General features: G+C 72.7%; 19 protein-coding genes. 14 read left to right on the top strand and 5 right to left on the bottom strand.

The annotated features are described in order from the left end of the window. The first annotated feature begins 7 nt into the window (after window positions 1-7). Both ACQPY4_RS36090 and ACQPY4_RS36085 read left to right on the top strand, forming a co-directional pair. On the top strand, window positions 8-2,569 hold the full coding sequence (locus tag ACQPY4_RS36090; protein ID WP_433328851.1) for a bifunctional FO biosynthesis protein CofGH: 2,562 nt from the start codon (window positions 8-10) through the stop codon (window positions 2,567-2,569). A 121-nt stretch (window positions 2,570-2,690) separates the two neighbouring features. Further along, window positions 2,691-3,704 carry a substrate-binding domain-containing protein gene (locus ACQPY4_RS36085; RefSeq protein WP_433328849.1) on the top strand — a complete coding sequence of 338 codons (1,014 nt, stop codon included), beginning with the start codon at window positions 2,691-2,693 and terminating at the stop codon, window positions 3,702-3,704. 12 nt (window positions 3,705-3,716) lie between these two features. Here the strand turns inward: ACQPY4_RS36085 and ACQPY4_RS36080 are convergent, their stop codons facing one another. Together ACQPY4_RS36080 and cofD are read right to left on the bottom strand one after the other, a co-directional pair. Continuing rightward, complete coding sequence (locus ACQPY4_RS36080) at window positions 3,717-4,997, bottom strand: coenzyme F420-0:L-glutamate ligase (RefSeq protein ID WP_433339146.1); 1,281 nt, start codon at window positions 4,995-4,997, stop codon at window positions 3,717-3,719. 2 nt (window positions 4,998-4,999) lie between these two features. Next, window positions 5,000-5,938: a 2-phospho-L-lactate transferase gene (cofD, locus tag ACQPY4_RS36075; protein WP_433328847.1), complete on the bottom strand. Its 939-nt coding sequence runs from the start codon at window positions 5,936-5,938 to the stop codon at window positions 5,000-5,002. Between the two features lie 185 nt (window positions 5,939-6,123). Between cofD and ACQPY4_RS36070 the strand changes: the two genes are divergently transcribed. The 4 genes from ACQPY4_RS36070 (at window position 6,124) to ACQPY4_RS36055 (ending at window position 12,423) form a co-directional block, all read left to right on the top strand. Then, window positions 6,124-7,095: a hypothetical protein gene (locus ACQPY4_RS36070; protein ID WP_433328845.1), complete on the top strand. Its 972-nt coding sequence runs from the start codon at window positions 6,124-6,126 to the stop codon at window positions 7,093-7,095. Window positions 7,096-7,399: 304 nt separating this feature from the next. After that, window positions 7,400-7,663 (top strand): WhiB family transcriptional regulator, encoded by a 264-nt coding sequence (locus tag ACQPY4_RS36065; RefSeq protein WP_067487041.1) that lies wholly within the window; start codon window positions 7,400-7,402, stop codon window positions 7,661-7,663. A 127-nt stretch (window positions 7,664-7,790) separates the two neighbouring features. Beyond that, the gene (locus ACQPY4_RS36060; protein ID WP_433328842.1) at window positions 7,791-10,961 is read left to right on the top strand and encodes a glycosyltransferase; all 3,171 of its coding nucleotides are present in this window, start codon (window positions 7,791-7,793) and stop codon (window positions 10,959-10,961) included. A 13-nt stretch (window positions 10,962-10,974) separates the two neighbouring features. Further along, on the top strand, window positions 10,975-12,423 hold the full coding sequence (locus tag ACQPY4_RS36055) for a DUF5719 family protein (protein WP_433328840.1): 1,449 nt from the start codon (window positions 10,975-10,977) through the stop codon (window positions 12,421-12,423). Between the two features lie 3 nt (window positions 12,424-12,426). Here ACQPY4_RS36055 and ACQPY4_RS36050 read toward each other — a convergent pair whose 3' ends face one another. Further along, a complete protein-coding gene (locus ACQPY4_RS36050) occupies window positions 12,427-12,879 on the bottom strand; it encodes a metallopeptidase family protein (RefSeq protein WP_433328838.1) in 453 nt (150 codons plus the stop codon). A gap of 440 nt (window positions 12,880-13,319) precedes the next feature. On the opposite strand from ACQPY4_RS36050, the gene ACQPY4_RS36045 reads away from it, so the two are divergent. The 5 genes from ACQPY4_RS36045 to ACQPY4_RS36025 all read left to right on the top strand — a co-directional run bounded on the left by ACQPY4_RS36045 (window position 13,320) and on the right by ACQPY4_RS36025 (window position 17,484). Beyond that, window positions 13,320-13,700 (top strand): DUF3499 domain-containing protein, encoded by a 381-nt coding sequence (locus ACQPY4_RS36045; RefSeq protein ID WP_433328836.1) that lies wholly within the window; start codon window positions 13,320-13,322, stop codon window positions 13,698-13,700. A 115-nt stretch (window positions 13,701-13,815) separates the two neighbouring features. Then, window positions 13,816-15,165, top strand: a complete 1,350-nt coding sequence (locus tag ACQPY4_RS36040) for a phosphomannomutase/phosphoglucomutase (protein ID WP_433328834.1) — start codon at window positions 13,816-13,818, stop codon at window positions 15,163-15,165. Beyond that, a complete protein-coding gene (locus ACQPY4_RS36035; protein WP_433328832.1) occupies window positions 15,162-15,344 on the top strand; it encodes a Trm112 family protein in 183 nt (60 codons plus the stop codon). Before ACQPY4_RS36040 ends, ACQPY4_RS36035 begins: the two co-directional genes overlap by 4 nt. A gap of 49 nt (window positions 15,345-15,393) precedes the next feature. After that, window positions 15,394-16,524, top strand: coding sequence for a bifunctional phosphoglucose/phosphomannose isomerase (locus ACQPY4_RS36030; RefSeq protein ID WP_433328830.1), 1,131 nt, complete (start codon window positions 15,394-15,396; stop codon window positions 16,522-16,524). Further along, window positions 16,525-17,484 carry a cation diffusion facilitator family transporter gene (locus tag ACQPY4_RS36025; RefSeq protein ID WP_433328828.1) on the top strand — a complete coding sequence of 320 codons (960 nt, stop codon included), beginning with the start codon at window positions 16,525-16,527 and terminating at the stop codon, window positions 17,482-17,484. A 158-nt stretch (window positions 17,485-17,642) separates the two neighbouring features. Here ACQPY4_RS36025 and ACQPY4_RS36020 read toward each other — a convergent pair whose 3' ends face one another. Continuing rightward, complete coding sequence (locus ACQPY4_RS36020; protein ID WP_433328826.1) at window positions 17,643-18,620, bottom strand: hypothetical protein; 978 nt, start codon at window positions 18,618-18,620, stop codon at window positions 17,643-17,645. Window positions 18,621-19,118: 498 nt separating this feature from the next. Between ACQPY4_RS36020 and ACQPY4_RS36015 the strand changes: the two genes are divergently transcribed. After that, complete coding sequence (locus ACQPY4_RS36015) at window positions 19,119-20,693, top strand: sensor histidine kinase (protein WP_433328824.1); 1,575 nt, start codon at window positions 19,119-19,121, stop codon at window positions 20,691-20,693. A 45-nt stretch (window positions 20,694-20,738) separates the two neighbouring features. Beyond that, the gene (locus tag ACQPY4_RS36010; RefSeq protein WP_433328822.1) at window positions 20,739-21,416 is read left to right on the top strand and encodes a response regulator; all 678 of its coding nucleotides are present in this window, start codon (window positions 20,739-20,741) and stop codon (window positions 21,414-21,416) included. Window positions 21,417-21,482: 66 nt separating this feature from the next. On the opposite strand, the gene ACQPY4_RS36005 is transcribed toward ACQPY4_RS36010, so the two are convergent. Further along, window positions 21,483-21,839 carry a MerR family transcriptional regulator gene (locus ACQPY4_RS36005; protein ID WP_433328820.1) on the bottom strand — a complete coding sequence of 119 codons (357 nt, stop codon included), beginning with the start codon at window positions 21,837-21,839 and terminating at the stop codon, window positions 21,483-21,485. A gap of 133 nt (window positions 21,840-21,972) precedes the next feature. Here ACQPY4_RS36005 and ahcY point away from each other — a divergent pair, with 133 nt between their 5' ends. Beyond that, on the top strand, window positions 21,973-23,403 hold the full coding sequence (ahcY, locus tag ACQPY4_RS36000) for an adenosylhomocysteinase (RefSeq protein ID WP_433328818.1): 1,431 nt from the start codon (window positions 21,973-21,975) through the stop codon (window positions 23,401-23,403). The last annotated feature ends 207 nt before the right edge of the window (window positions 23,404-23,610 follow it).

Raw genomic sequence — 23,610 nt, 5'->3', positions numbered from 1 at the left:
TGCGCTCATGGACAGCAGCGTGACGGAGTCCGCGCTTCGCCGGGCCTTGGCCCGCGCCCGCGATGGCAAGACACTCGACCAGACCGAGGCCACGATCCTGCTGCACGCCCGGGGCGAGCGGCTGGACGAGCTACTCACCTACGCCTCGCGCACCCGGGACGCGGGCCTTGAGGCCGCTGGACGTCCCGGCGTCGTCACCTACAGCCGCAAGGTCTTCATCCCGCTCACCCGGCTGTGCCGCGACCGCTGCGGCTACTGCACCTTCGCCACCGTGCCCCACAAGCTCGACTCCCCGTTCCTGACCCCCGACGAGGTGCTCGACATCGCGCGGCGGGGCGCCGCGATGGGCTGCAAGGAGGCGCTGTTCACCCTCGGCGACCGTCCCGAGGACCGCTGGAAGCCCGCCCGCGAGTGGCTGGACGCCCACGGCTACGACGACACGCTCTCCTACGTCCGCGCCATGGCGATCCGCGTGCTGGAGGAGACCGGGCTGCTGCCGCACCTGAACCCCGGGGTGCTGGGCTGGCGCGACTTCCAGCGGCTCAAGCCCGTCTCGCCGTCCATGGGCATGATGCTGGAGACGACCGCCACGCGGCTGTTCAGCGAGCGCGGCGGGCCGCACTTCGGCTCGCCCGACAAGGACCCCGCGGTCCGGCTGCGGGTGCTGGAGGACGCGGGACGCGTCAACGTCCCGTTCACCACCGGCATCCTCATCGGCATCGGCGAGACGCTGGACGAACGGGCCGACGCGATCTTCGCGATCCGCCGGACGATGCGCGAGTACGGGGCGATCCAGGAGGTCATCGTCCAGAACTTCCGCGCCAAGCCCGACACCAAGATGCGCGGGACGCCCGACGCCGAACTCGAAGAGCTGGCCGCCACCATCGCGGTGACCCGGCTGATCCTCGGCCCCAAGGCGCGGGTTCAGGCACCGCCCAACCTGGTCGACGACCAGTACGCGCTGATGCTGCGCGCGGGCATCGACGACTGGGGCGGCGTCTCCCCGCTCACGCCCGACCACGTCAACCCCGAGCGCCCGTGGCCGCACATCGACGAGCTGGCCGCCAGGACCGCCGAGCAGGGCTTCACCCTGCGCGAGCGGCTGACGATCTACCCCGAATACGTCAAGCGCGGCGAGCCCTGGCTCGACCCGCGCCTGGCCGCGCACGTCGCCGCCCTGGCCGACCCGGAGACCGGGCTGGCCCGCGAGGACGCCGTCGTCGAGGGACGCCCCTGGCAGGAGCCCGACGGCGGTTTCACCGCCTCGGGCCGCACCGACCTGCACGTCGAGATCGACACCACCGGACGCACCGGCGACCGCCGCGAGGACTTCGACTCGGTCTACGGCGACTGGGACGCCCTGCGCGAGCGCATGAGCGCCCCGCAGCGCTTCGACGCCGACATCAAGCAGGCCCTCGCCCACGCCGAGCGCGACCCCGCCGGGCTGTCCGACGACGAGGCCCTGGCCCTGCTGCACGCCGACGGCCCCGAGCTCGACGCCCTCACCCGGATCGCCGACGACCTGCGCCGCGACACCGTCGGCGACGAGGTCACCTACGTCGTCACCCGCAACATCAACTTCACCAACGTCTGCTACACCGGCTGCCGGTTCTGCGCGTTCGCCCAGCGCCGCACCGACGCCGACGCCTACACGCTCTCGCTGAGCCAGGTCGGCGACCGCGTGGACGAGGCGTGGGAGGCCGGGGCCACCGAGGTCTGCATGCAGGGCGGCATCCACCCCGATCTGCCCGGCACCGCCTACTTCGACCTCGCCAGAGAGGTCAAGAAGCGCGCCCCCGACATCCACCTGCACTCCTACAGCCCGATGGAGGTCGTCAACGGCGCCAGCCGCACCGACCTGTCGATCAGGGAGTGGCTCCAGGAGGCCCGCGCGGCCGGGGTCGACTCGCTGCCCGGCACCGCGGCCGAGATCCTGGACGACGAGGTCCGCTGGGTCCTGACCAAGGGCAAGCTGCCCACCGACCAGTGGGTCGAGGTCGTCACCACCGCGCACGAGCTCGGCATCCCGACGACGTCCACGATGATGTACGGGCATGTCGACACCCCGTCCCACTGGGTGGGGCACCTGCGGCTGCTGCGCTCGATCCAGGAGCGCACGGGCGGGTTCACCGAGTTCGTGCTGCTGCCGTTCGTCCACCACAACTCGCCGATCTACCTGGCGGGCCTGGCCCGTCCCGGCCCCACGGCCCGCGAGAACCTGGCGGTGCACGCGCTGGCCCGGATCATGCTGCACGGCGCGATCTCCAACATCCAGACCTCGTGGGTCAAGCTCGGCGACGAGCTGTGCACGCGGGTCCTCCAGGGCGGCGTCAACGACCTGGGCGGGACGCTGATGGAGGAGACCATCAGCCGCATGGCCGGTTCGGAGAACGGGTCGTTCAAGCCGATCAGCGAGCTGGAGGCGATCGCGGCGCGCGCGGGGCGTCCGTCCCGGCAGCGCACCACCACCTACGGGGAGGTCCCGGCCGAGCGGATCGAGGCGGCGCGCAGGACCGACGGCATCGGCCGCTTCGGCACCCGCGCCAACCTCCCGCTGCTGGCCACCTAGCCGCCGGAGCGCGGACCGCGCGGTATCGGCCACACGGCGTCGCCGTGTGGTCGACCCACCCGGGGCTCTGCTTGCGCGTGCGGTGTCGGCTGGGCGCGGCGGGACGGTTACGCTCCTGCCCATGCGAGGCGACGAACGGGATCGTTCCCGCCGCCGCGGGCTGGTGATCGCCGCGGTGGCCGTGCTTTTGGTCGCCGGTGTCGGCGGCGGAGCCTGGGCGCTCGGGCTCTTCTCCGCGCCCGCGTGCACCGGCGAGCGTCTCGGGATCACCGTGGCCGCCCAGCCCGAGGCGGCTCCCGCGCTGAGCGAGGCGGCCGCGCGCTTCAACGTCGAGGCGCACCGGGTGGACGGGCGCTGCGTGACCGTCCGGGTGAACGCCGTCGCGCCCACCACCTACATCCGCGACCGGCCCCGCGCCGACGCCTGGGTGCCCGAGTCGGGCCTCTGGCTGGGCGTGGCCCGCTCGGCCGGGCTCGGCTCGGTGGCCGCGGGCGGCCCGTCGGTGGCGGCCACGCCGGTGGTGCTGGCCGCGACGCGTCCGGTCGAGTCGGAGTTCCGCGCCAACGACCTGGCCGCCAGCTGGAAGCTGCTGCTCGGCCGCGAGGCCGACGGGCTCACGCTGGCCAGGCTCGCGGGCGACCCGTCCCGGAACATGACCGGCACCGTCGCCATGATCGCGGTGGGACAGCTGCCGGGCGGCGGCAAGCGCGTCGCCAAGGTCGCGGGCGACCTGCGCCGGGTCGGCCCCGGCGACCTCAGGGCGCTGACCGCGCTGGAACGCGAGTACCGGGGGCTCGCCGTCACCACCGAGCAGGCCGTCGTCGCCTACAACGACGCGCACCGCCCCAACCCGCTGGTGGCCATGACCCCGCGCGAGGGCACGCTGATGCTCGACCACCCCTTCGTCGTCACCGCGTCCGACCGGCTCCGCAAGGACGCCGCCGAGGCGTTCCACGCGGCCCTCGGCTCCCGCACCGCCCAGGAGACGCTCCAGCGGCGAGGCTTCCGCACCCCCAAGGGCACCTTCACACCGGACCAGGCACGCCGTCACGACCTTCCAGAGGACCAGCCGAAGGCGCTCCGCCTGCCCACCCGCCAGGAGATCGCCCGCGCGCTGTCGTCCTGGCGGGCGTGACGCCCGGCCGGGTCAGAGCACCTTGACGAACGACTCGGCCGAGCGCGGCGGGCGGACGCGCGGCGGCGCGGCCGGATGGCCGATGCCGACGGCGCCCATCGGGTCCCACTCCTCGGGCAGGTCGAGCTCCTCGCGGACGACGTCGCGGCAGAACATCGTGCTGGACACCCAGCAGGCCCCCAGGCCCTCGACGGCCATCGAGACCAGCAGGTTCTCGACGGCGGCGCCGACCGCCACCACGAACATCTCCCGCTCGGCCCCCGCGCGCCGCGCGTCGGGGTAGTCGTGCGAGCCGTCCATGACCAGGCACGGGACGACGAGATAGGGCGCCTTGCGCAGCACGTCGCCGCGCCTGAGCCGCTTGGCGATCGACTCGTCGGTGAACCCGTCGCGCCGCAGGTCGGACTCCCAGGCGTCGCGCATGGCGTCCAGCAGGCCGGTGCGCGAGCTCTGCGACTCCAGCAGGACGAACCGCCAGGGCGTCGTGTGGTGCGGAGCGGGCGCGGTGATGGCGGCCTCGACCGCCCGGCGGACCGCCCCGGGGTCGACCGGCTCGGCGGTGAACTCGCGGATCGTGCGGCGGGCGTGGACGACCTCGGCCGAGCCGAAGCGGAACATGTCCTCGTCCGGCGGCCTGACCAGGGCGCGTGCGCCCGGCCCGTCGTCGCTCGTGACCAGCGCGCCCATGCCCCGCACGACCGCGACCGGGACGCCGTCGAGCTTGCCCTTGACCAGCTCGGCGGCCGAGGCCAGCTCGTCGGCCACGGCCGTGATCGTGGCCTCGAGCCGGTTGCCGAAGGCGTCGTCGCGGCCCCGCAGGTCCTGTAGCGGCGCCAGCCCGGCCGCGCCGATCGCCGCGTCGACCAGGCCGGTCCGCCAGGGCCGCCCGAGCGTGTCGGAGACGATCACCGCGACGTCGGCGCCGGTCCGTTCGCGCAGCCCGGCGCGCAGGCGGCGGGCCGAGGCGTCGGAGTCTTCGGGGAGCAGCAGGACGGTGCCCGCCTCGGTGTTGGACGCGTCCACCCCGGCGGCGGCCAGCACAAGGCCGTGCCGGGTCTCCACGATGCGGGTCTCGCCGCGCGCGTGGGCGCGGCGCGCCACCACCCGGACGGTCTCGGACTCGATCGCCTTGTCCCGGTCGGACGCCTGGAGCACCCGCCCCTCGGCCTTGCTGACGATCTTGGAGGTGACGACCAGGATGTCGCCGTCCTCGATCATGTCGGCCGGGATCAGCGCCGCCAGGTCGGTGCCCTCGGTGACCTCGGGCAGGCCGGGAATGCCGAAGACCTGCATGTTCACGAGAGCTCCCGGGCGAGGTCGAGCGCGGCGGCGGCGATGGCGGCGGTGGCGTCCAGGTCGGACATGAGCAGCGGGCGCGACCGCACCTCGATGCCGTCCACGCGGACGCCGGAGTCGGCCTCGTCGACCAGCCAGCCGTCCAGCAGCCCCGGCCCGTAGTGGGCCGCGACCGCCTCGGCGCTGGTCTCGACGCCGATCGCGGTGAGGCACGCGTCGGCCATGCCGCGCACGGGAGCGCCGCCGATGATGGGGGAGACGCCCACCACGGTCTTGGCCGCGACCGCCGCGCGGATCCCGGGCACGGCCAGGATCGTGCCGACGCTCACCACCGGGTTGGACGGCGGGAACAGCACCACGTCGGCCGCGGCGAGCGCCTCGATCACGCCGGGCGCGGGCCTGGCGTCCTCGGCGCCGATCGCCGCGATCGACTCGGCGGGCAGCGAGGCCCGCAGCCGCACCCACCACTCCTGGAAGTGGATCGCGCGGCGACCGTGCTCGGGGTCGTCCACCACCACGTGCGTCTCGACCTGGTCGTCGCTCATCGGGATCAGTCGCACCCCGGGCTTCCACCGGTCGCACAGCGCCTCGGTGACCGCCGACAGCGGGTACCCGGCCTCCAGCATCTGCGTCCGGACGATATGGGTGGCGAAGTCGCGGTCGCCCAGGCCGAACCAGCTCGGTCCGACGCCGTAGGCCAGCAGCTCCTCCTTCACCGTGAACGTCTCGTCGGCGCGGCCCCAGCCCTGGTCCTCGTTGATGCCGCCGCCGAGCGTGTACATCACGGTGTCCAGGTCGGGACAGACCCGCAGGCCGAACAGGGAGATGTCGTCCCCGGTGTTCCCGATCACGGTGATCTCCGCGTCGGGGGCGGCCCGCTGGAGTCCGCGCAGGAAACGGGCCCCGCCGATGCCGCCCGCCAGCGTCACGATCCTCATGCGGATCAGCCTAGGGCTCCCACTCGGACGCGCTTCACGCCGGTCCACCCCCGCACACCGCCTCCGGAGGACACCGGACGTTTCCGTGGGACGCGGGCGACCTTCCGCCACGGGATGAGGCGGCTTCCGCCGCGATGTGCGAAGCTTTGCGCGAGAATTCGTTGCCACATTCTGGAGATGTCGTCGTGAACTCCGAAGCCGTCCAGCGCCTGCGCGAACCGGCCGCCTGGGTACTGCTCGCCGCCGCCGGCCTCCAACTGCTCGCGGGGCTCGTCAACCTCTTCGCGACGGGAAGTGATCACAGCGGCGGATTCTCCAGCCGGGCTCTCAGCGAGACCAGCGGGGGAATGTTCACCGCCGTCTCGACCGTCGCTCTGGTGGTGCTCGCCGTGGCGCTCGTCACTTGGGGGCCCGCCCCGCGTCCCGCTGCGCGCAATATCACCATGGGCGCGCTCGGCGTCCTGGGCGGCATCGCGCTGTTCGGCGTCGTCTGCTGGCTCGGCGGCCTGCTCGCCGACTCCGACGCCTACGGCGCGGGCGTCAAGTTCACGGCGTTCCTCTACGGCGCGTCCAAGCTCGCGGTGATCGGCCTGGGCATCTGGGTCGTCCTGACGGTCTTCCAGGCGATGCAGCCGCCTAAGCCCAAGCCCGCCGCGCAGGTCCCGCCCGGCTACCCCGACTTCGGGTACCAGCAGGGCCAGCAGCCGGGTCAGCCGGGCCAGCCGGGCCAGCAGCAGTTCGGCCAGCCCGCGCCGCAGCAGTTCGGGCAGCAGCCCGGCCAGGAATACGGGCAGGCCCAGCAGTACGGCCAGCAGGCGTACGGGCAGCAGCCGCAGCAGTACGGGCAGCAGCCCTACGGCCAGCAGCAGCCCGACTTCCCCGCGCAGCAGGACTTCCAGCAGCCGCAGCCCCCGGCGCAGCCGCAGTCGCCGCAGTCCACCCAGGAGGCCCCGCAGGGGTACGGCCAGGGCGGATATCAGCAGCCGGGTGAGGCCGAGGGCCAGGACATGGGAGAGTGGACGCGCGCGTACGGCGGCGCGGACTCCGAGCCGCGTCCCGGTGCTCAGCCCGGCTACGGTCAGCAGAGCCCTCAGCAGGGGGAACAGCAGTCCGACGAGGGCGGCGACTGGTACCGGGACAACCGTCCGCCGCAGTGATCGTGGGTGACGCCCGGTCGTCCCGAACGGGAACGGCCGGGCGTTCGCATGCCCTCGGGAGGGACGGCGGACGCGGGACGTCGGGGCCGTGATGTCACGGTGATGCGCTGATTATCTGATCTCCGGTCAAAGTCGATCGCGCCGATACCCCGAATAGGTCCCTTTGTCCCACCGGAAACTTGTTCCGCTTGACGGACCGGGCACTACACGCGTGTAATTTCGTGGGTGTAGTTCTATGCCTTCTCGGGGGATGGAGCTCGAGAGAAGGCAGTGATCAGGGGGCTCCGCGGCTAGGAGGTGCGCTGTGAGCGAGGTGGTCATCCCGCTGGCGCACGGCACAGATGGCGAAGAGTTGGGCTGGCAGGAGCGCGCACTGTGCGCGCAGACGGACCCGGAGGCATTTTTTCCGGAGAAGGGCGGCTCCACTCGGGAGGCCAAGAAGGTGTGCCGGGCGTGCGAGGTCCGGGCAGAGTGCTTGGAGTACGCGCTACAACACGATGAACGTTTCGGTATTTGGGGGGGCCTCTCCGAACGGGAGCGCCGCAAGCTGAAACGTCAGGCCGTCTGACCGTGGCCGTGCCTGGATCTGGGGGGATCCGGGGCGGTACCCGGCGGCCACGCGTACAGTTGTCAGCCGTGCCGGCCCAGAGGCCGGCACGGCTGCTGATTGTCGTCGCACCTTCGCGAGCGGACCCTTGTCGCCCACACCCGATCGACACCTCGTCACGGCGGTTCTCGTCGCCCATGACGGCGCGCGGTGGCTGCCCGAGACGCTGAAGTCGCTGCTGACCCAGACCCGGCCGGTCGACCGGCTCGTCACCGCCGACACCGGCAGCCGCGACCGCGGGCCCTCCGTGCTCGCCGAGGTCGTCGGCGAGAGCAACGTCCTCAGGCTCGCCCGCACCACCGGCTACGGCTCGGCGATCGCCTCGGCACTGCGGCACCCGCCCGCGTCGGCCCCCGTCCCGGACGGGGAGTTCGAGACCACCGAGCGCACCGAGTGGGTGTGGCTCCTGCACGACGACTCCGCCCCCGCCCACGACGCCCTGGCACTGCTGCTGCGCGTCGCCGGCACCGACCCCAACATCGGCGTCCTGGGCTGCAAGGCCCGCGACTGGACCGACCGGCGGGTCCTGCTCGAACTCGGCGTCGCCATGGACGGCGCCGGACGCCGCGAGACCGGCCTCGACCGCCTGGAGTACGACCAGGGCCAGCACGACGGCGTCCGCGAGGTCATGGCCGTCGGCAGCGCCGGGATGCTCGTCCGCCGGGACGTCTGGGACGACCTCGGCGGCTTCGACCTCGACTTCGGGCTGTTCCGCGACGACGCCGACTTCTGCTGGCGCGCGCAGGCCGCCGGGCACCGGGTCGTCGTGGTCGGCGACGCGGTCGTGCACCACGCCGAGGCGTCCCACCGGGGCGTCCGCGAGATCGGCGCGACGACCGAGTCGCGCCGTCGCGTCGACCGCCGCAACGCCCTCTACACGCTTCTGGGCAACCTGCCGCTGCTCCCGATGGCGCGGGCGCTGGTCCGCAACGTCTGGGCCTCGCTGGTGCGCGCGCTCCTGCTGCTGGTCGTCAAGCGGCGGCAGGCCGCGCGCGACGAGCTGGGCGCGCTGGGCGACGTCCTCGGCAGCCCCGGCCGCCTGCGCCGCGTGCGCGCCGCCCGGTCGCACGGCCGCTCGCGCGTCTACCGGACGATGCGACGCCTCCAGCCCCGCCGGGTGGCGCTGCGCAGGTCCGTCGAGACGGTGGCCGCGCAGCTGTCGGCGCGGGCCCGGCGGCGCGGCGCGGGCCGTCCCGCCGAGGGGCCCGGGCTCGTCCGCCGGACGCTGGCCCGCCCCCCCGTCGCGCTCGTCCTCGCGCTGACCGTCGTCGCGATCGCCGCCGAGCGCTCGCTGATCACCTCGGGTGGACGGCTCGGCGGAGGGGCGCTCGTCCCGGCCTGGGGCGGTGCGGGCGACCTCTGGGACCAGTACCTGTCCGGATGGCACCCGGTGGCGCTCGGCTCGGACGCGGGCAGCCCGCCCTACATCGCGGTGCTCGCGTTCCTGTCGACTCTGGCGTTCGGCAAGCCGTGGGTCGTGGTCACAGTGCTGCTGCTGGGCTGCGTCCCCCTCGCGGGGCTCACGGCCTACTCCGCGGCCCGCCTCCTGGTGCCCGAGCCCCCGCGCAAGGGACGCAGAGCCCTGCGGCGCAGGGTCCCGGTCACGGCCGTCCGGGTGTGGTTCGCGGCCGTCTACGCGCTGCTCCCGGCCGCGACCGGCGCGATCGCGGGCGGACGCCTGGGCACCGCCGTGGTGATCGTCCTGCTTCCCCTCATCGCGGTGCGGGCCGCCCGGATGTTCGGGCTGCCCCGCTCGGCCGCGCGCGGCCGGGCACAGGCCGACCGGGCCGCGTGGTCGGCGGCGCTGCTGCTCGCGGTCGCGATGTCCTTCGTCCCGCTGACCTGGCCGGTCGCCGTGATCGCCGGGGTCCTCCTCTGGGCCCTGTTCGGCGGGAAAGGCGGGCGGCGGCGCCTGGCGATCGCGCTCGGCGTCCCGCCCCTGCTCCTGCTGCCCTGGACGGTCGGCCTCCTGCTGCATCCCTCGCGGTTCTTCACCGAGGCGGGCCTGCACGTCGAGGCCACGCCCGCCGCGACCGCCCTCGACCTGCTCGCCCTCAACCCGGGTGGGCCGGGCACCCCCGCGCGCTGGGTCATGTACGGCCTGATCGCCGCCGCCGTGTGCGCGCTGCCGCTGCGCAGCCGCCGCACGGCCACCCTGGCGGGCTGGACACTCGCGCTCTTCGGGCTGATCGTCGCGATCCTGGTGGGCATGGCCGAGGCCGGCAAGGGGACCGACCAGGCGCACGGCTGGCCGGGCGTCGCGCTGGTGTTCGCCGCCGCGGGCGTCCTGCTGGCCGCGACCTCCGCCGTGCAGCGCGCCGCCGAGGTCGTCGCGGGCAAGCACCCGCTCTTCCAGGCGGGGGGCGGCCTGATTTTGCTGGCCGCCGTCACCGCGCCCCTGCTCGCGGCGGCCACCTGGATCGCCGACGGTGTCGACGGCCCGATCGGACGGGTCGACGCCGACGCCGTCCCCAGGTTCGTCCAGAGCCCCGAAGGCCCGCGCACCCTCGTCATGAGCCGCGAGCCCGACGGCCGCGTCTCCTACACCGTCCTGCGCGGCGTCGCGCCCACCTTGGGCGAGGCCGAGACCCCCATGAACGCCCCCGCGCGCCGCCGCCTCGACGCCCTCGTCGCGGGCCTGGCCGGGGGCAGGCCGGGCGACGCCCAGACGCTCACCAGGACGGGCGTCCAGTACGTCCTGGTTCCCCGTCCCGCCGCCGACCCGCTCACCCGCACCCTCGACGCGACCCCCGAACTGAGCAGGCTCAGCCGCACCGACACGTTCGCGGCCTGGCGCGTCCCCTCGCCGTCCGGACGCCTGATGCTGCTGGACGGCGCCTCCGTCACCCCCCTGCCCGCCGGACGCACTGACGCCCGGGTGCGCATCCCCCCGGGTACCGGAAACCGCACGCTCCTGCTGGCCGAGCCCGCCGACGGCGGCTGGCGTGCCTCGCTCGACGGCCGCGAGGTCAAGTCCCGCACCGTCGACGGCTGGGCCCAGGGCTACCAGATCCCCGCCACGGGCGGCGAGTTCGAACTCTCCCGCGCCATGTGGCTCAGGCACACCTGGGTGGCCGTCCAGGGTCTGGCTGTGCTCCTGGTGGCTCTGCTGGCCCTCCCGGGGGCCGACGAGCCCGTACCCGCGTCCGTCCGCCGCCGCGGCCGCCGCGCCCGCTCCGCCGCCGGATCTCTTGCCCGCCGCACCACCTCGCTCCGGATCCGCCACGACGAGACCCCCGCCCCCAAGGAGACCTCCTGATGAGCGTGCGCTGATGGACCTCGCCAAAGTGGTGCGCCTGCTCGCCTATCGCTATGTGACGGCCGCCGCGATGTTGCTCGCGGTGGTAGCGCTTTACGGGGCGGCGGCGCTGTCCCGGCCGGACGACAAAGCGCGCGCGGCCTCGGGCGGCCGGACCGCCCCGATCACCTCCGTCGTGTCGGTCTGCCCGGGCCACGAGGGGGCGCGGCTCAGCCTCATGACGCCGGGCAACGGGCGTCCGGCCGGACGGGCGGACCTGGCCCAGACCGCCGACGGCAAGATGGTCGGCTCGCTCTTCGCACCCGCCGGGCGGTGGTCCACCGACCTGGAGAAGGCGGACGGCTCCTTCACCATGCGCGCCAGCGGTGAGCTCGCCGGTGGCGTCGCCCCCGAACAGACCACGTACTGGCCCGGCGGCAAGGACCGCGGCCTGGCGGGCACCCGGTGCGCGCGTCCCGGCACCGACATGTGGTTCGTGGGGCCCGGGCCGGGCGCCGCCGAGAGCATCGAGGTCTTCCTGACCAACGTCGACCCCCGTCCCGCCGCCGTGGACATCACGGCCCTTTCGGGAGAGGGCCCCATGGACACCCCGGACGGCCGAGGCACCCCCGTCGCGCCCTACAGCACCAAGGTCGTCAGCATCGGGAAGTCGCCCGAGGGCCTGGGCGACCTGGTCGCCGCCTCCCGCGACCTCGCCCTGCGGGTGCGCGCGACCAGCGGACGGATCGCCGCGGCGGTCCGCGTCCGCATCGGGGAGGCCAAGGGCATCGAATGGCTGCCGGTCTCGCCCGAGCCGTCGACCTCGGTGATCGTCCCTGGAATTCCCAGCGGGGACGGCAAGCGCCGCGTGCAGGTCGCCGTCCCGGGGGAGGGCGACGCCTCGGTGAAGGTGCAGGCCCTCACGCCCAACGGCGCGTTCGCCCCCGAAGGACAGGACGTCCTGGACGCCCCCGCCAAGACCGTCTCGGTGATCGACCTCGACCGCTCGCTCGCGGGCAAGCCGGGAGCCGTCCGGCTGGTCGCGAACCGGCCCGTCATCGCCGGGTTCGCCGCCGAACGCGGCGCCGACATCGCCTACGGCACGGGCTCGCAGGCCCTCGGCTCCCAGGGCGGCATCGTCGCCGACAGCCGCTTCGACACCTCCGTCGCCCTCACCGCCCCCAACGGCGCCGCCACCGTCAAGATCATCCCCGTCGGTGCCCAGGGCTCAGGGGCCGCCCAGGACGTCAAGATCGCCGCCGACCGGGTCGCCGAAGTCAAGATCACCCCACCCCCGGGCGCCGACGGCGGCTTCGGCCTCCTGATCACCCCGGGCCCGGGCTCGGGCCCCGTCCACGCCGTCCGGACCCAGTCCACCGGCAAGGACGACGAGTACCTCTTCACCGTCCTGCCGGTGCTCCCGGCCATCACGATGGTGCACCTGCCCCCGGTGGGCGACTCCCAGCGAGCCCTTATCCCCTAGCCGTCACTCGTCCGGGCTGTCATAGCTCGGGTCGACGGATTCGGGAGACAGCCCGAGCAGATCGGCGACCTCCTCGACCAGCAGATCGCGCACCAGCCGGGACGTGTCGCGCTCCCCGGAGGCCCTGGCCTCGACGGGACGGCGATAGATCACGATGCGCACGGGCTCGTCGCCCTCACCGGGAAGCGTCTCGCCCAACGGCACAGGACCCTCGAAACCAGGGCCGACCTCGGGAACGTCCTCCACCGCGAACTCGACCGTCGCCAGCTCACGCCCCCAGCGCCGCCCCAGCCGCCGGACCTCGTCGCGCACAAGGTCGTCGAAGCGTTCCGCACGGCTGCGCGACAGCGGGGTCTCAGGGGGCGTCAGAGGGCCACGGAGGCCACGACCATGCCGGTCACGGCGCCGTACGCGGGCCACACGGGATCGCACGCCCCCCAGATTACCCCTCCCCATCGCCAACTAGACACGCCCCACACACCCCCAGCCCCGCCCCCGGGACGCTCCAGAACGCAACCGTCGTTCGCCCCCGGTCCCGGAGGCGATGGACCTGGGGCAGGCAGGCAGCAGTTGACGCCCCAGCCACCCCTCTGGGTCGCCCGCAAGAACGCCACCGCCCACCACGCCAGAACGGAACCGTCGTTGCGCCCCGACTCCGAGGTTGTGGGCCTGCGGCTGGCGGGTGGCCGAGGGCGATGGGTCGCGCGTGTTCTCAGACTTGAGTGGGGTGTGGGTGATGGGTCGCGTGTGTTCGGAGAATTGGCTGGGTGCGGGGGATGCTCAGCGCGTCCGGGATGGGACGGAATGTAGTTGTGGGGCCTTAATCGCCCCGGTAACGGCGACACGTGCATCCGGGTGGTGGCGGCGGAGCCGGGAGGGGGGTACCGTCGGCCCTCGTGAGCCCCGTCCGCATCTGCTCCCGCACCGCCTGCAAGGCGCCCGCAGTCTTCACGCTCACGTACGTCTACCGTGATTCCACCGCGGTCCTGGGGCCACTCGCCACGTACGCCGAGCCGCACTGCTATGACCTGTGCGCGGAGCACTCCGAGCGCCTCACCGCCCCCATGGGGTGGGAGCTGGTGCGGCTTCCGGTCGAGGCGGAGTCCGAGCCCAGCGCGGACGATCTCGAGGCGCTCGCCGACGCCGTCCGCGAGGCGGCCAAGCCGGCGTCCGGCGGCGGCACCGAGCCGGTCGGCCAGGGCACCGAGGTCGGGCGCCGTGGTCACCTGCGGGTCCTGCGCTCCGAACCGGCGGGCACCAAGAAGGTCAAGGAGTAGCGCGCTTTCGCGCTTGGTCGGGCATGTCCTCCGGCGTTCATCCGGGGGCGCCGTCGGGCCTCCCTGGTCCCGGTAGGCTCATGGGCCACGAAAACGATCGGAACAGGGAGCAGGAGTGGGCGACCTCGCCAAGATCTTCAAGGCGTACGACATCCGGGGCGTGGTGCCCGCGGAGCTGGACGCCGAGACCGCCGAGGCGATCGGCGCCGCCTTCGTCCGCGTGACCGGGGCGACGGCGGTGGTCACCGCCCACGACATGCGCGCCTCCTCCGTGCCCCTGTCCGCCGCGTTCGCCCGGGGCGCCACCGCCCAGGGCGCGGACGTCATCGAGGCCGGGCTCGGCTCGACCGACATGCTCTACTACGCCAGCGGCGTGCTGGAGCTGCCCGGGGCGATGTTCACCGCCAGCCACAACCCGGCCCAGTACAACGGGCTCAAGCTGTGCCGCTCGGGCGCCAAGCCGATCGGACGCGACACCGGTCTCACCGAGATCCGCGAGCTGATCGAGAAGGGCGTCCCCGAGCACGACGGGCCGTCCGGGACGGTGTCGCAGCGCGACCTGCTCAAGGGCTATGCCGACCACCTCAAGACGCTGGTCGACCTGTCGGGCATCCGCCGGCTCAAGGTCGTCGTCGACGCCGGCAACGGGATGGGCGGCCACACCGTCCCGCCGGTCTTCACCGGCCTCCCGATCGACCTGGTGCCGCTGTTCTTCGAGCTCGACGGCACCTTTCCCAACCACGAGGCCAACCCGATCGAGCCCGAGAACCTGCGCGACCTCCAGGCCAAGGTCCGCGAGACCGGCGCCGACATCGGCCTGGCCTTCGACGGCGACGCCGACCGCTGCTTCGTGGTCGACGAGCGCGGCGAGATCGTCACGCCGTCCGCGATCACGGCGCTGGTGGCGGTGCGCGAGCTGGCCAAGCACCCCGGGTCGTCGATCGTGCACAACCTGATCACGTCCAAGGCCGTCCCGGAGATCGTCGCGGAGAACGGCGGCACCCCGGTCCGCACCCGGGTGGGCCACTCGTTCATCAAGCAGACGATGGCCGAGACCGGCGCCGTCTTCGGCGGCGAGCACTCGGCGCACTTCTACTTCCGCGACTTCTGGTTCGCCGACTCGGGCATGCTCGCCGCGCTGCACGTCCTGGCGGCGCTCGGCGGGCAGGACGGCCCGCTCTCGGAGCTGCTGACCGAGTACGCCCGCTACGTCCCGTCCGGGGAGATCAACAGCGAGGTCGCCGACCAGGCCGTGGCCGCCGACCGGGTGCGGGCCGCGTTCGCCGGACGACCCGGCGTTACGATCGACGAACTGGACGGTCTGACCGTCGGGGCGGACGACTGGTGGTTCAACCTGCGCCCCTCCAACACCGAGCCGCTGCTGCGCCTGAACGCCGAGGCGGCCGACGAGCAGACGATGGCCGCGATCCGCGACGAGGTCCTGGCCATCGTGAGGGAGAAGTGAACGTGAAGCTCGACTCCTGGCTGATGGAGATCCTCGCCTGCCCGAACTGCGGGGGGTCCCTGCGCGCCGACGAGGCCGCCGCCGAGCTGGTCTGCACCGGCACCTGCGGCTACGCCTACCCGGTGCGCGACGACATCCCGGTGCTCCTCGTGGACGAGGCCAGGACCCCCGCCCCATGATCGGGCCGCAGCGAGCGGCGAACGGGCGCGAGCACGATCGGAGGGGGCTGTGAGCGAGGGTGTCGACCCCGCCCGGCTTGAGGACGTGGCGGCGATCGAGGCCGCCGACCCGGGCGGGATGCTCCGGCAGGTCGCCTCGTCGGCCGCGCAGATCCGCGAGGCGCAGCGGCTGACCGCCGAGGCCGGCATCGGGGCGCTGGCCGACGACGGCCGCCCCCGCGCGATCGTCGTCACCGGCATGGGCGGCTCGGGCATCTCCGGCGACGTCCTGAACGCGATCTGCGGCGACGGCTGCCCGGTGCCGGTCGTGACCGTCCGGGGCTATCGCCTGCCCGGCTGGGTCGGCGCCGCCGACCTGGTCATCGCGGTGTCGTGCTCGGGCGGAACCGAAGAGACCCTCGCGGTCGCCGCCGAGGCGGCCAGGCGCGGCTGCCGGCTGCTGTTCGTCGGCGGCGCCGAGTCGCCGCTGGCCGAGCTGGGCGCCCAGAGCCGCGCGCTTTTCGTGCCCGTCCGGTCGGTCGGGCAGCCCCGCTCCACGCTGTGGGGCCTGACGGTGCCGCTGGTGCTGGCCGCGCGCGAGCTCGGCCTGGTCGACGTCGCGCCGGACGTCCTGGAGTCGACGGCCGAGCGCCTCGAAGAGGTGGCGCACCGCTGCCGTCCCGACAGCGAGCCGTTCGTCAACCCGGCCAAGCGGATGGCGCTCGACCTGGCGGGCGACGTCCCGATGGTGTGGGGCACCACGGCCGTCGCGGGCACCGCCGCCTACCGCTTCTGCTGCCAGCTCAACGAGAACGCCAAGTACCCCGGCGTGCACGGCGTCCTGCCCGAGGCGAACCACAACCAGGTGGTGGCCTTCGACGGGTTCTTCGCCGCCAAGCCCGGCGCCGAAGACTTCTTCCGCGACCGCACCGACGACGCCGAACACGGGCTTCACCTGGTCGTTCTGCGTGACGCGGAGGAGCACGAGCAGGTCCGCAAGCGCCGCGAGGTGTCGGTCGAGATCGCGCGGGCGCGCGGCGTCCCGGTCACCGAGCTGGCGTCCGAGGGAGAGCACCGGCTGGAAAGAATCGCCACCCTGATCGCATTGGCCGACTACGTCACGGTTTACTTGGCCATCGCATTGGGCGTGGACCCCACGCCCGTGACGGCCATCCAAGAGTTGAAGGCAAGGATTGCGTAGATGAGTGCAGAGGGCGGTACCAAGGCGATCGTCGCCGCGCTTGTGGCGAATCTGGGAATCGCGACGGCCAAGTTCGTGGCCTTCGGTTTCACGGCGTCGTCATCGATGCTGGCCGAGGGCATCCACTCCCTCGCGGACTCGGGCAACCAGGTCCTGCTGCTGGTCGGCGGCAAGCGCTCCAAGCGGGCCCGGACGCCCCAGCACCCGTTCGGATACGGCCGCGAGCGCTACTTCTACGCCTTCGTCGTCGCCGTCGTCCTGTTCACCATCGGCGCCGTCTTCTCCCTCTACGAGGGCTATCACAAGATCCATGAGGCGCTGGACGACCCGCACCACAAGATGACCTCGCCCGCCTGGGCGCTCGGCGTCCTGGGCGTCGCGATCGTCCTGGAGTCCTTCTCGTTCCGGACGGCGATCAAAGAGTCCAACGCGGTGCGCGGCGACAAGTCCTGGTGGCAGTTCATCCGCCGCAGCAAGGCCCCCGAACTCCCGGTCATCCTGCTGGAAGACCTCGGCGCGCTGGTCGGCCTGATCCTGGCCTTCGTCGGCGTCTCCCTGGCGGTCGTCACCGAGAACCTGGTCTGGGACGGCGTCGGCACGATCGCGATCGGCGTCCTGCTGGCCACCATCGCGATCATCCTGGCCATCGAGACCAAGAGCCTGCTGATCGGCGAGGGCGCCGACGCCGAGGTCGAGGTGCAGATCATCGCCGCCCTCGAATCCGTGGACGAGGTCGACCACGTCATGCACATCCGCACCCAGTTCGTCGGCCCCGAAGAGATGCTGATCGCCGCCAAGATCGCCGTCCACCACGACGACACCGCCGCCGAGGTCGCCCGCGGCATCGACGCCGCCGAGGCCAAGATCCGAGCCCAGTTCCCCGAGGCCCGCCTCATCTACCTGGAGCCCGCCCTCGACAACGTCGACCTCAGGAAGACCCCCGCCACCCCGGTCGACTGACCAGCCGCACCCAACGAGCGTGCCACCCGCCCCGCCCTGCCCTCAGGCGCGGGGCGGTGCACTTTCCGCCGTCCGCTCCCCACCGCAAGGACGGCAGATCCACACGGCGCCCTCGCAACTGGCCGCGGGGGCTACGGCGTTATGGGCTTTTAAGCATGTCAGCGGGGGCGAGGTGTGTTGGTCCACGTGATGGGTTGGGGCGTGGACAAGGGGCTGTGCGATCCCGCAGCGCGAAGCGTCGAGGACCCGGGGACGTGGGCCAGGGCCCAGACGGTGCCCCGCCCGCCCCCGGGGACGGGCGGACGAGAAACAGCCCAGCGCGCCCCCGCCCAGTGAGCCAACAGCGGACGTCCCACGGCGTCCTCGCCGCCGACCCAGACGCCCGCACGCCCGTCCCCGGTGATCGAATGCAGCCGGGCCCCGGGGGCGGGAAGGGACGTCCATGACTTCCCGCCCCAGCGCAGGACGAGCGCGCCGCCCGACGGCGTCGTGCCGACCGTCCATGCCTCGCCGGGACGGGGAGCCGCGATGTCGGTCAGGGTGGCGCCTGCGGGCAGTTGAGGCCCGCGGACGCGGGTCCAGGCGCGGCCGTCCCAGTGCAGGACGGACGCGCGACCGCCCACCGCCCAGGCGTCGCCGGCGGCGCGCGCCGAGAGGGACGTCAATTCCTCCACACGGTCGCGCAGCGGGACAGGGGCCCACTTGTGACCGTTCCAACGCCAGATGGCTCCAGTACCACCTCTGCCGCCCGCGGCCCATACTTCGCTGGGTGTACGGGCCTCCACCGCTCGGAGGACGGCGCCGCGCAGCGTTCCGCCGCGCCAGGCGCGTCCGGTCCAGTGCGCGGTGTGACCCGTGCCACCTTTGGCGGTTCCGACCACCCAGACATCGGACGCCGAGGCCGCCGAAATGCCTTCGAGGGCCGTCCCGGCCGGGACCGGCACCTGGATCTCGCGGAAACGGGACCCGTTCCAGGCCAGGACGTAGGGAGCCTCCGCCCGGACGCCCACGGCCCAGGCGGCGGTCTCCGTCGGGGCTGTGATCTCGGTGAGCACCGCGCCCGGGGGGCGTCCCTCCGGCCGGACGAAGCGCCAGCAGCCGCACTCGGCCGACGCCGGGACCGCCGTGAACGACAAGACGGCAACAAGAACGTGCGCCGCGCGAAGAAAAGCCATGGTGAGGGCCCCCGAATTCGATTTCTTCGGGAGGTCTATCCGAGCGGCCGAGCGCGGGACGCGATCCGCGGGCAAAGGCCGCGCACGGATCGGGACAAGAGACTCTGGGAAGAACCCCTCGCCGGTCGGCCGCTACACGCCGGTCGACCCCAGCCCAGGCAAGACCGGTCGTGCCTCAGCAGAGACACATCCCACGTCCGACCAGCGAGGGAACCCTTCCCATGCTCCCCGCCCGGACCCCTGAGACCGGGCGGTTCTGGTGTGACCGCGGCAGTCCGGCGAACCCCCTAGGTCGTCGGCGCTGCCGCGCTGGCCACGTTGAAGACACTACGTTCGGCCAGGTCGCTCGCACGTCCCCCGTAAGGAGGGAAACGGTGTCGTTCTCCAGGGGGATACGGGCTCGTCGCATAACACCGCTCGGTGAGGTGAAGTGGTCCGATTAGAGGTAACTATTGGGGAGTGACCTCCGAAAACCACTCCGGTAACGCCGCCCCCGCAGGCTCCCCGCCGCCCGCGGGGGTCGGTCCGGCGATCGCCCATCACGCGTGGCGGCTGTCCGGGCGCATCGTGGCGGGCGTGGGCCAGCTGCTGCTGTGGGTCCTGACCGGCATCGGGACGCTGCTGCGTCCCGTCGCGGTCAAGGTCGGCGCCAAGCTGTACGGGTCGGGACGGCGCCCGGCACAGCCGTCCCCGTATGGGATGGCCGGGCCGGACCAGACGCGGATCAACCCCGCCGACGCGACGGCCCCGCTGCCCCGATGGATCAACACCTGGGGCGAGTTCACGCGCTCGTGGTACTTCTCGCCGCTGACCGGCCTCGCCCTGACCGTGGCGGCGCTGGCCGAGCTCGCGCCGCGCGCGTCCTCGCCGCTGAGCGTCGCCGGGGGCTTCGCGGTGGCGACGACGCTGCCGCTGGTGTGGCGCCGCGAATACCTGCGTCCGATGGCGGCGGTCGGGCTCGGGGCGTTCGCGGCGAGCCTGCTCACCGGGCAGATGCTGCTGGTCACCACGACGTTCGCCGCGCTGTTCACGCTGTACTCGCTGGCCAGGCAGCTGCCGAGGCAGTCCGCCGGGGTGCTGGCGGTGGGCGGCGTCGCGACGGTCGCCGTGGTCTGCCTCGCCACCGCGACGTTCGACGACGTGCCGTGGCCGGCGGCGGTAATCGCCGTCCTGGCGGCGGTCGGCCTGGGCGACGCCCGCCGGACGGTCGAGACCGCGGGCCGGACGGAGGCCGAGGCGCAGGAGCGCAACAACGAGACGCTGACGCGGCTGACGGTCGTCCAGCGCGAGCAGGCGGTCATGCGCGAGCGGGCGCGCATCGCCCGCGAGCTGCACGACGTGGTCGCGCACTCGGTCTCGATGATCGCCGTCCAGGCCGAGACGGCGCCCTACACGATGGACGACCTGTCGCCGCAGGCCCGCGACGGCTACACCGAGATCGCCAAGACGGCGCGCGAGGCGCTGGTGGAGATGCGCCGCCTGCTCAGCGTCCTGCGGGCCGACGCCAAGACCGAGCCCGACTCGGCGCCGCAGCCCCGGCTCGACCAGCTGCCCGACCTGATCGACAAGCATCGGGGCGCGGGTGGCGTCGCGGGCCTTGCGGTGCACGGCGACCCGAGGTCGCTGTCGACGACCGTCGAGCTGTCGGCGTACCGGATCGTCCAGGAGGCGCTGACCAACGCGCGCCGCCACGCCCCCGGGTCGCAGGTCCACGTCGACCTCACCTACCTTCCGGACCGGATCGCGGTCCGCGTCCGCGACGACGGCGGCTCGGCCCCGACGATGGTGCTGAACCGCGATGACGTGGCCGGACGCACCTCGCTCGACCTGGCGTCCGGGCGGACGCGGCTGGAAAACGCGCCCCAGGCCGATTCCGGCGGGGGACACGGTCTCGTGGGCATGCGAGAACGTGCGACCATGCTGGGCGGACGGTTCGCCGCCGGCCCCGTCACCGAGGGCGGGTTCCTCGTCGAGGCTGAGCTCCCGCTCAACAGGGGGGAGCCGGACGATGGGGGAAGGCGCGCGGACCGCTGACCCCCGGCGCCCGCAGGCCGCCACCGACCGCCCAGGAGGCACCTGGTGATCAAGGTTCTGATCGCCGACGACCAGACGATCGTGCGGGCCGGGTTCGCCGCGCTGCTGGACGCCCAGCCCGACATCACCGTGGTCGGCCAGGCGGGCGACGGCCGCGAGGCCGTGGCGCTGACCGCCCGGCACCGTCCCGACGTGGTCATCATGGACATCCGGATGCCGCACATGGACGGCATCGAGGCCACCCGGCGGATCCTGGCCCAGCCCGGCACCGAGGCCCTCCGGGTGCTGGTGCTGACGACGTTCGACGTCGACGAGTACGTGTACGAGGCGCTGTCGGTGGGGGCCAGCGGCTTCCTGCTCAAGGACGCCACGGCCGAGGAGCTGACCTCGGCCGTCCGGGTGGTGGCGCGCGGCGACTCGCTGCTGGCCCCGCAGGTCACCGGGCGGCTGATCCGCGAGTTCACCAAGCAGCGCCGAAGCCGTCCGCAGGCCCCGAGCGCGATGGAGACGCTCACGGCCCGCGAGACCGAGGTGCTGGTCCTGATCGCGGGCGGGATGTCCAACGGCGAGATCGCCAAGCGGCTGGTCGTCAGCGAGCACACGGTGAAGACCCACACGGCGCGCATCTTCAGCAAGCTCGGCCTGCGCGACCGCGCCCAGGCCGTCATGCTCGCCTACGAGTCCGGCCTGGTCATCCCGGGAGACAACACGACGCCCTCCTAAGGCCGTGTCCTAACGGGACGACAAGGCCCCCCCGAGGTCGCCCCAACGGGACAACACGGCGTCGCCCTAGCGGAGCGGGCGGCGGCGTTGCTGGAGGAGGCGCAGGGCCTTCTCCTTCTCGAAGTCGAGGGCGCGGGTCGGCGGCGCGGAGACGCGTCCGATGCGTTCGCCCAGTTCGCGGACGCGGGCCTGCACCTCGGGCTCGGCCAGCACGCGCAGCCCGAACGCCAGCTCGGCCGGTCCGATGTCGAAGCGCTTCTCCAGGGCCAGCGCGAGCGCCACGGCGCGCAGCTCGGACTCCTCGAACCGCCGGTGGGCGCCGCCCCCGGTGTCGCGGGTGGCGGGCAGAAGGCCCAGCGACTCGCGGTACCGGAGCATGCGGGGCGACGTACCGAGCCGGCGGGCGGCCTCCGTGATGCGCATGGGGGCAATTCTGACAAATTTGTGTGAGGAAGTCGCCCCTCGCCGTGCTTCCGGCCCGGGTCCCGGCCTAGACTCGCCGGGTACCCGGCCTCAACACCCGGATCCCCAAGCGGACGCAAGGAGCAACGCAAGCATGGACTACAAGGTCGCCGATCTGTCGCTGGCCGATTTCGGGCGCCGGGAGATCCGGCTCGCCGAGCACGAGATGCCCGGCCTGATGGCCGTACGCAAGGAGTACTCCCAGGCCAAGCCCCTCACGGGCGCCAAGATCATGGGCTCCCTGCACATGACCATCCAGACCGCCGTGCTGATCGAGACCCTGGTCGAGCTGGGCGCGGACGTGCGCTGGGTGTCCTGCAACATCTTCTCCACCCAGGACCACGCCGCCGCCGCGGTCGTCGTCGGCAAGGACGGCACCGCCGAGGCCCCGCGGGGCGTCCCGGTGTTCGCCTGGAAGGGCGAGACGCTGGAGGAGTACTGGTGGTGCACCGACCAGGCCCTGGCGTGGCCCGACGGCTCCGGCCCGAACATGATCCTGGACGACGGCGGCGACGCCACGATGCTGGTCCTCAAGGGCTCGCAGTACGAGAAGGCCGGCGCCGTCCCGACCGCCTCGGCCGACGACCCCGAGGAGTGGGGCATCGTCCTTGACACCCTGCGCCGCACCATCGCCGACCGGCCCGGACGCTGGACCGCGACCGCCGAGGGCATCAAGGGCGTCACCGAGGAGACCACGACGGGCGTCCACCGCCTGTACGAGATGGCCAAGGAGGGCACGCTCGCCTTCCCGGCGATCAACGTGAACGACTCGGTCACCAAGTCCAAGTTCGACAACAAGTACGGCTGCCGCCACAGCGTGCTGGACGGCCTGAACCGCGCCACCGACGTCCTCATCGGCGGCAAGGTCGCGCTCGTCGCGGGCTACGGCGACGTGGGCAAGGGCTGCGCCGAGGCCCTCAAGGGCCAGGGCGCCCGCGTGATCGTCACCGAGATCGACCCGATCTGCGCGCTCCAGGCCACGATGGACGGCTTCCAGGTCGCCCGCCTGGACGACGTCGTCGACCAGGTCGACATCTTCGTCACGACCACGGGCAACTTCAACATCATCACCGCCGACCACATGTCGCGGATGAAGCACCAGGCGATCGTGTCCAACATCGGGCACTTCGACAACGAGATCGACATGGCCGGGCTGGCCAAGATCGACGGCATCGAGAAGATCGAGATCAAGCCGCAGGTCGCCGAATGGCGCTTCCCCGACGGCCACTCGGTGCTCGTCCTGGCCGAGGGCCGGCTGATGAACCTGGGCTGCGCCACCGGTCACCCCTCGTTCGTGATGTCGAACTCCTTCACCAACCAGGTCATCGCGCAGATCGAGCTCTTCACCAAGACCGAGGAGTACCCGATCGGCGTCTACGTGCTGCCCAAGCACCTGGACGAGAAGGTCGCCCGCCTCCACCTCGACGCCCTGGGCGTCAAGCTCACCGAGCTCACCAAGGAGCAGGCCGCCTACATCGGCGTCCACGTGGAAGGCCCCTACAAGCCCGACCACTACCGGTACTGAGTTCATTGCATTTCCGGCCCAGGACCTCGCCTAGCGGCTCGGACCTGACCGGAAATGCGGCTCGCGCTGCATCGCTCCGCGTTGGTGAGGACGCCTTCGGCGATTCGTCAACGCGGAGCGATCTGCATTGGGGCGCCTTCGGCGTCGGGAGCAGCCTTCGGTCGCGCTCGCGACGCTTGGGGTCGTTGACGGTTGCTCCGGTGGTTG

This window comes from Spirillospora sp. CA-294931 (assembly GCF_050946795.1).
Classification (GTDB): domain Bacteria; phylum Actinomycetota; class Actinomycetes; order Streptosporangiales; family Streptosporangiaceae; genus Spirillospora.
Note: the sequence above shows the minus strand (reverse complement) of the source record. Positions and strands in the feature narration are given on the sequence as shown.

Bases quoted from the DNA above. Each gene is read 5' to 3' on its own strand.
- ACQPY4_RS36090 (WP_433328851.1), top strand. From the start codon at position 8: ATGGACAGCAGCGTGACGGAGTCCGCGCTTCGCCGGGCCTTGGCCCGC.
- ACQPY4_RS36085 (WP_433328849.1), top strand. From the start codon at position 2,691: ATGCGAGGCGACGAACGGGATCGTTCCCGCCGCCGCGGGCTGGTGATC.
- ACQPY4_RS36080 (WP_433339146.1), bottom strand. From the start codon at position 4,997: ATGCAGGTCTTCGGCATTCCCGGCCTGCCCGAGGTCACCGAGGGCACC.
- cofD (WP_433328847.1), bottom strand. From the start codon at position 5,938: ATGAGGATCGTGACGCTGGCGGGCGGCATCGGCGGGGCCCGTTTCCTG.
- ACQPY4_RS36055 (WP_433328840.1), top strand. From the start codon at position 10,975: ATGGACCTCGCCAAAGTGGTGCGCCTGCTCGCCTATCGCTATGTGACG.
- ACQPY4_RS36050 (WP_433328838.1), bottom strand. From the start codon at position 12,879: ATGGGGAGGGGTAATCTGGGGGGCGTGCGATCCCGTGTGGCCCGCGTA.
- ACQPY4_RS36025 (WP_433328828.1), top strand. From the start codon at position 16,525: ATGAGTGCAGAGGGCGGTACCAAGGCGATCGTCGCCGCGCTTGTGGCG.
- ACQPY4_RS36005 (WP_433328820.1), bottom strand. From the start codon at position 21,839: ATGCGCATCACGGAGGCCGCCCGCCGGCTCGGTACGTCGCCCCGCATG.
- ahcY (WP_433328818.1), top strand. From the start codon at position 21,973: ATGGACTACAAGGTCGCCGATCTGTCGCTGGCCGATTTCGGGCGCCGG.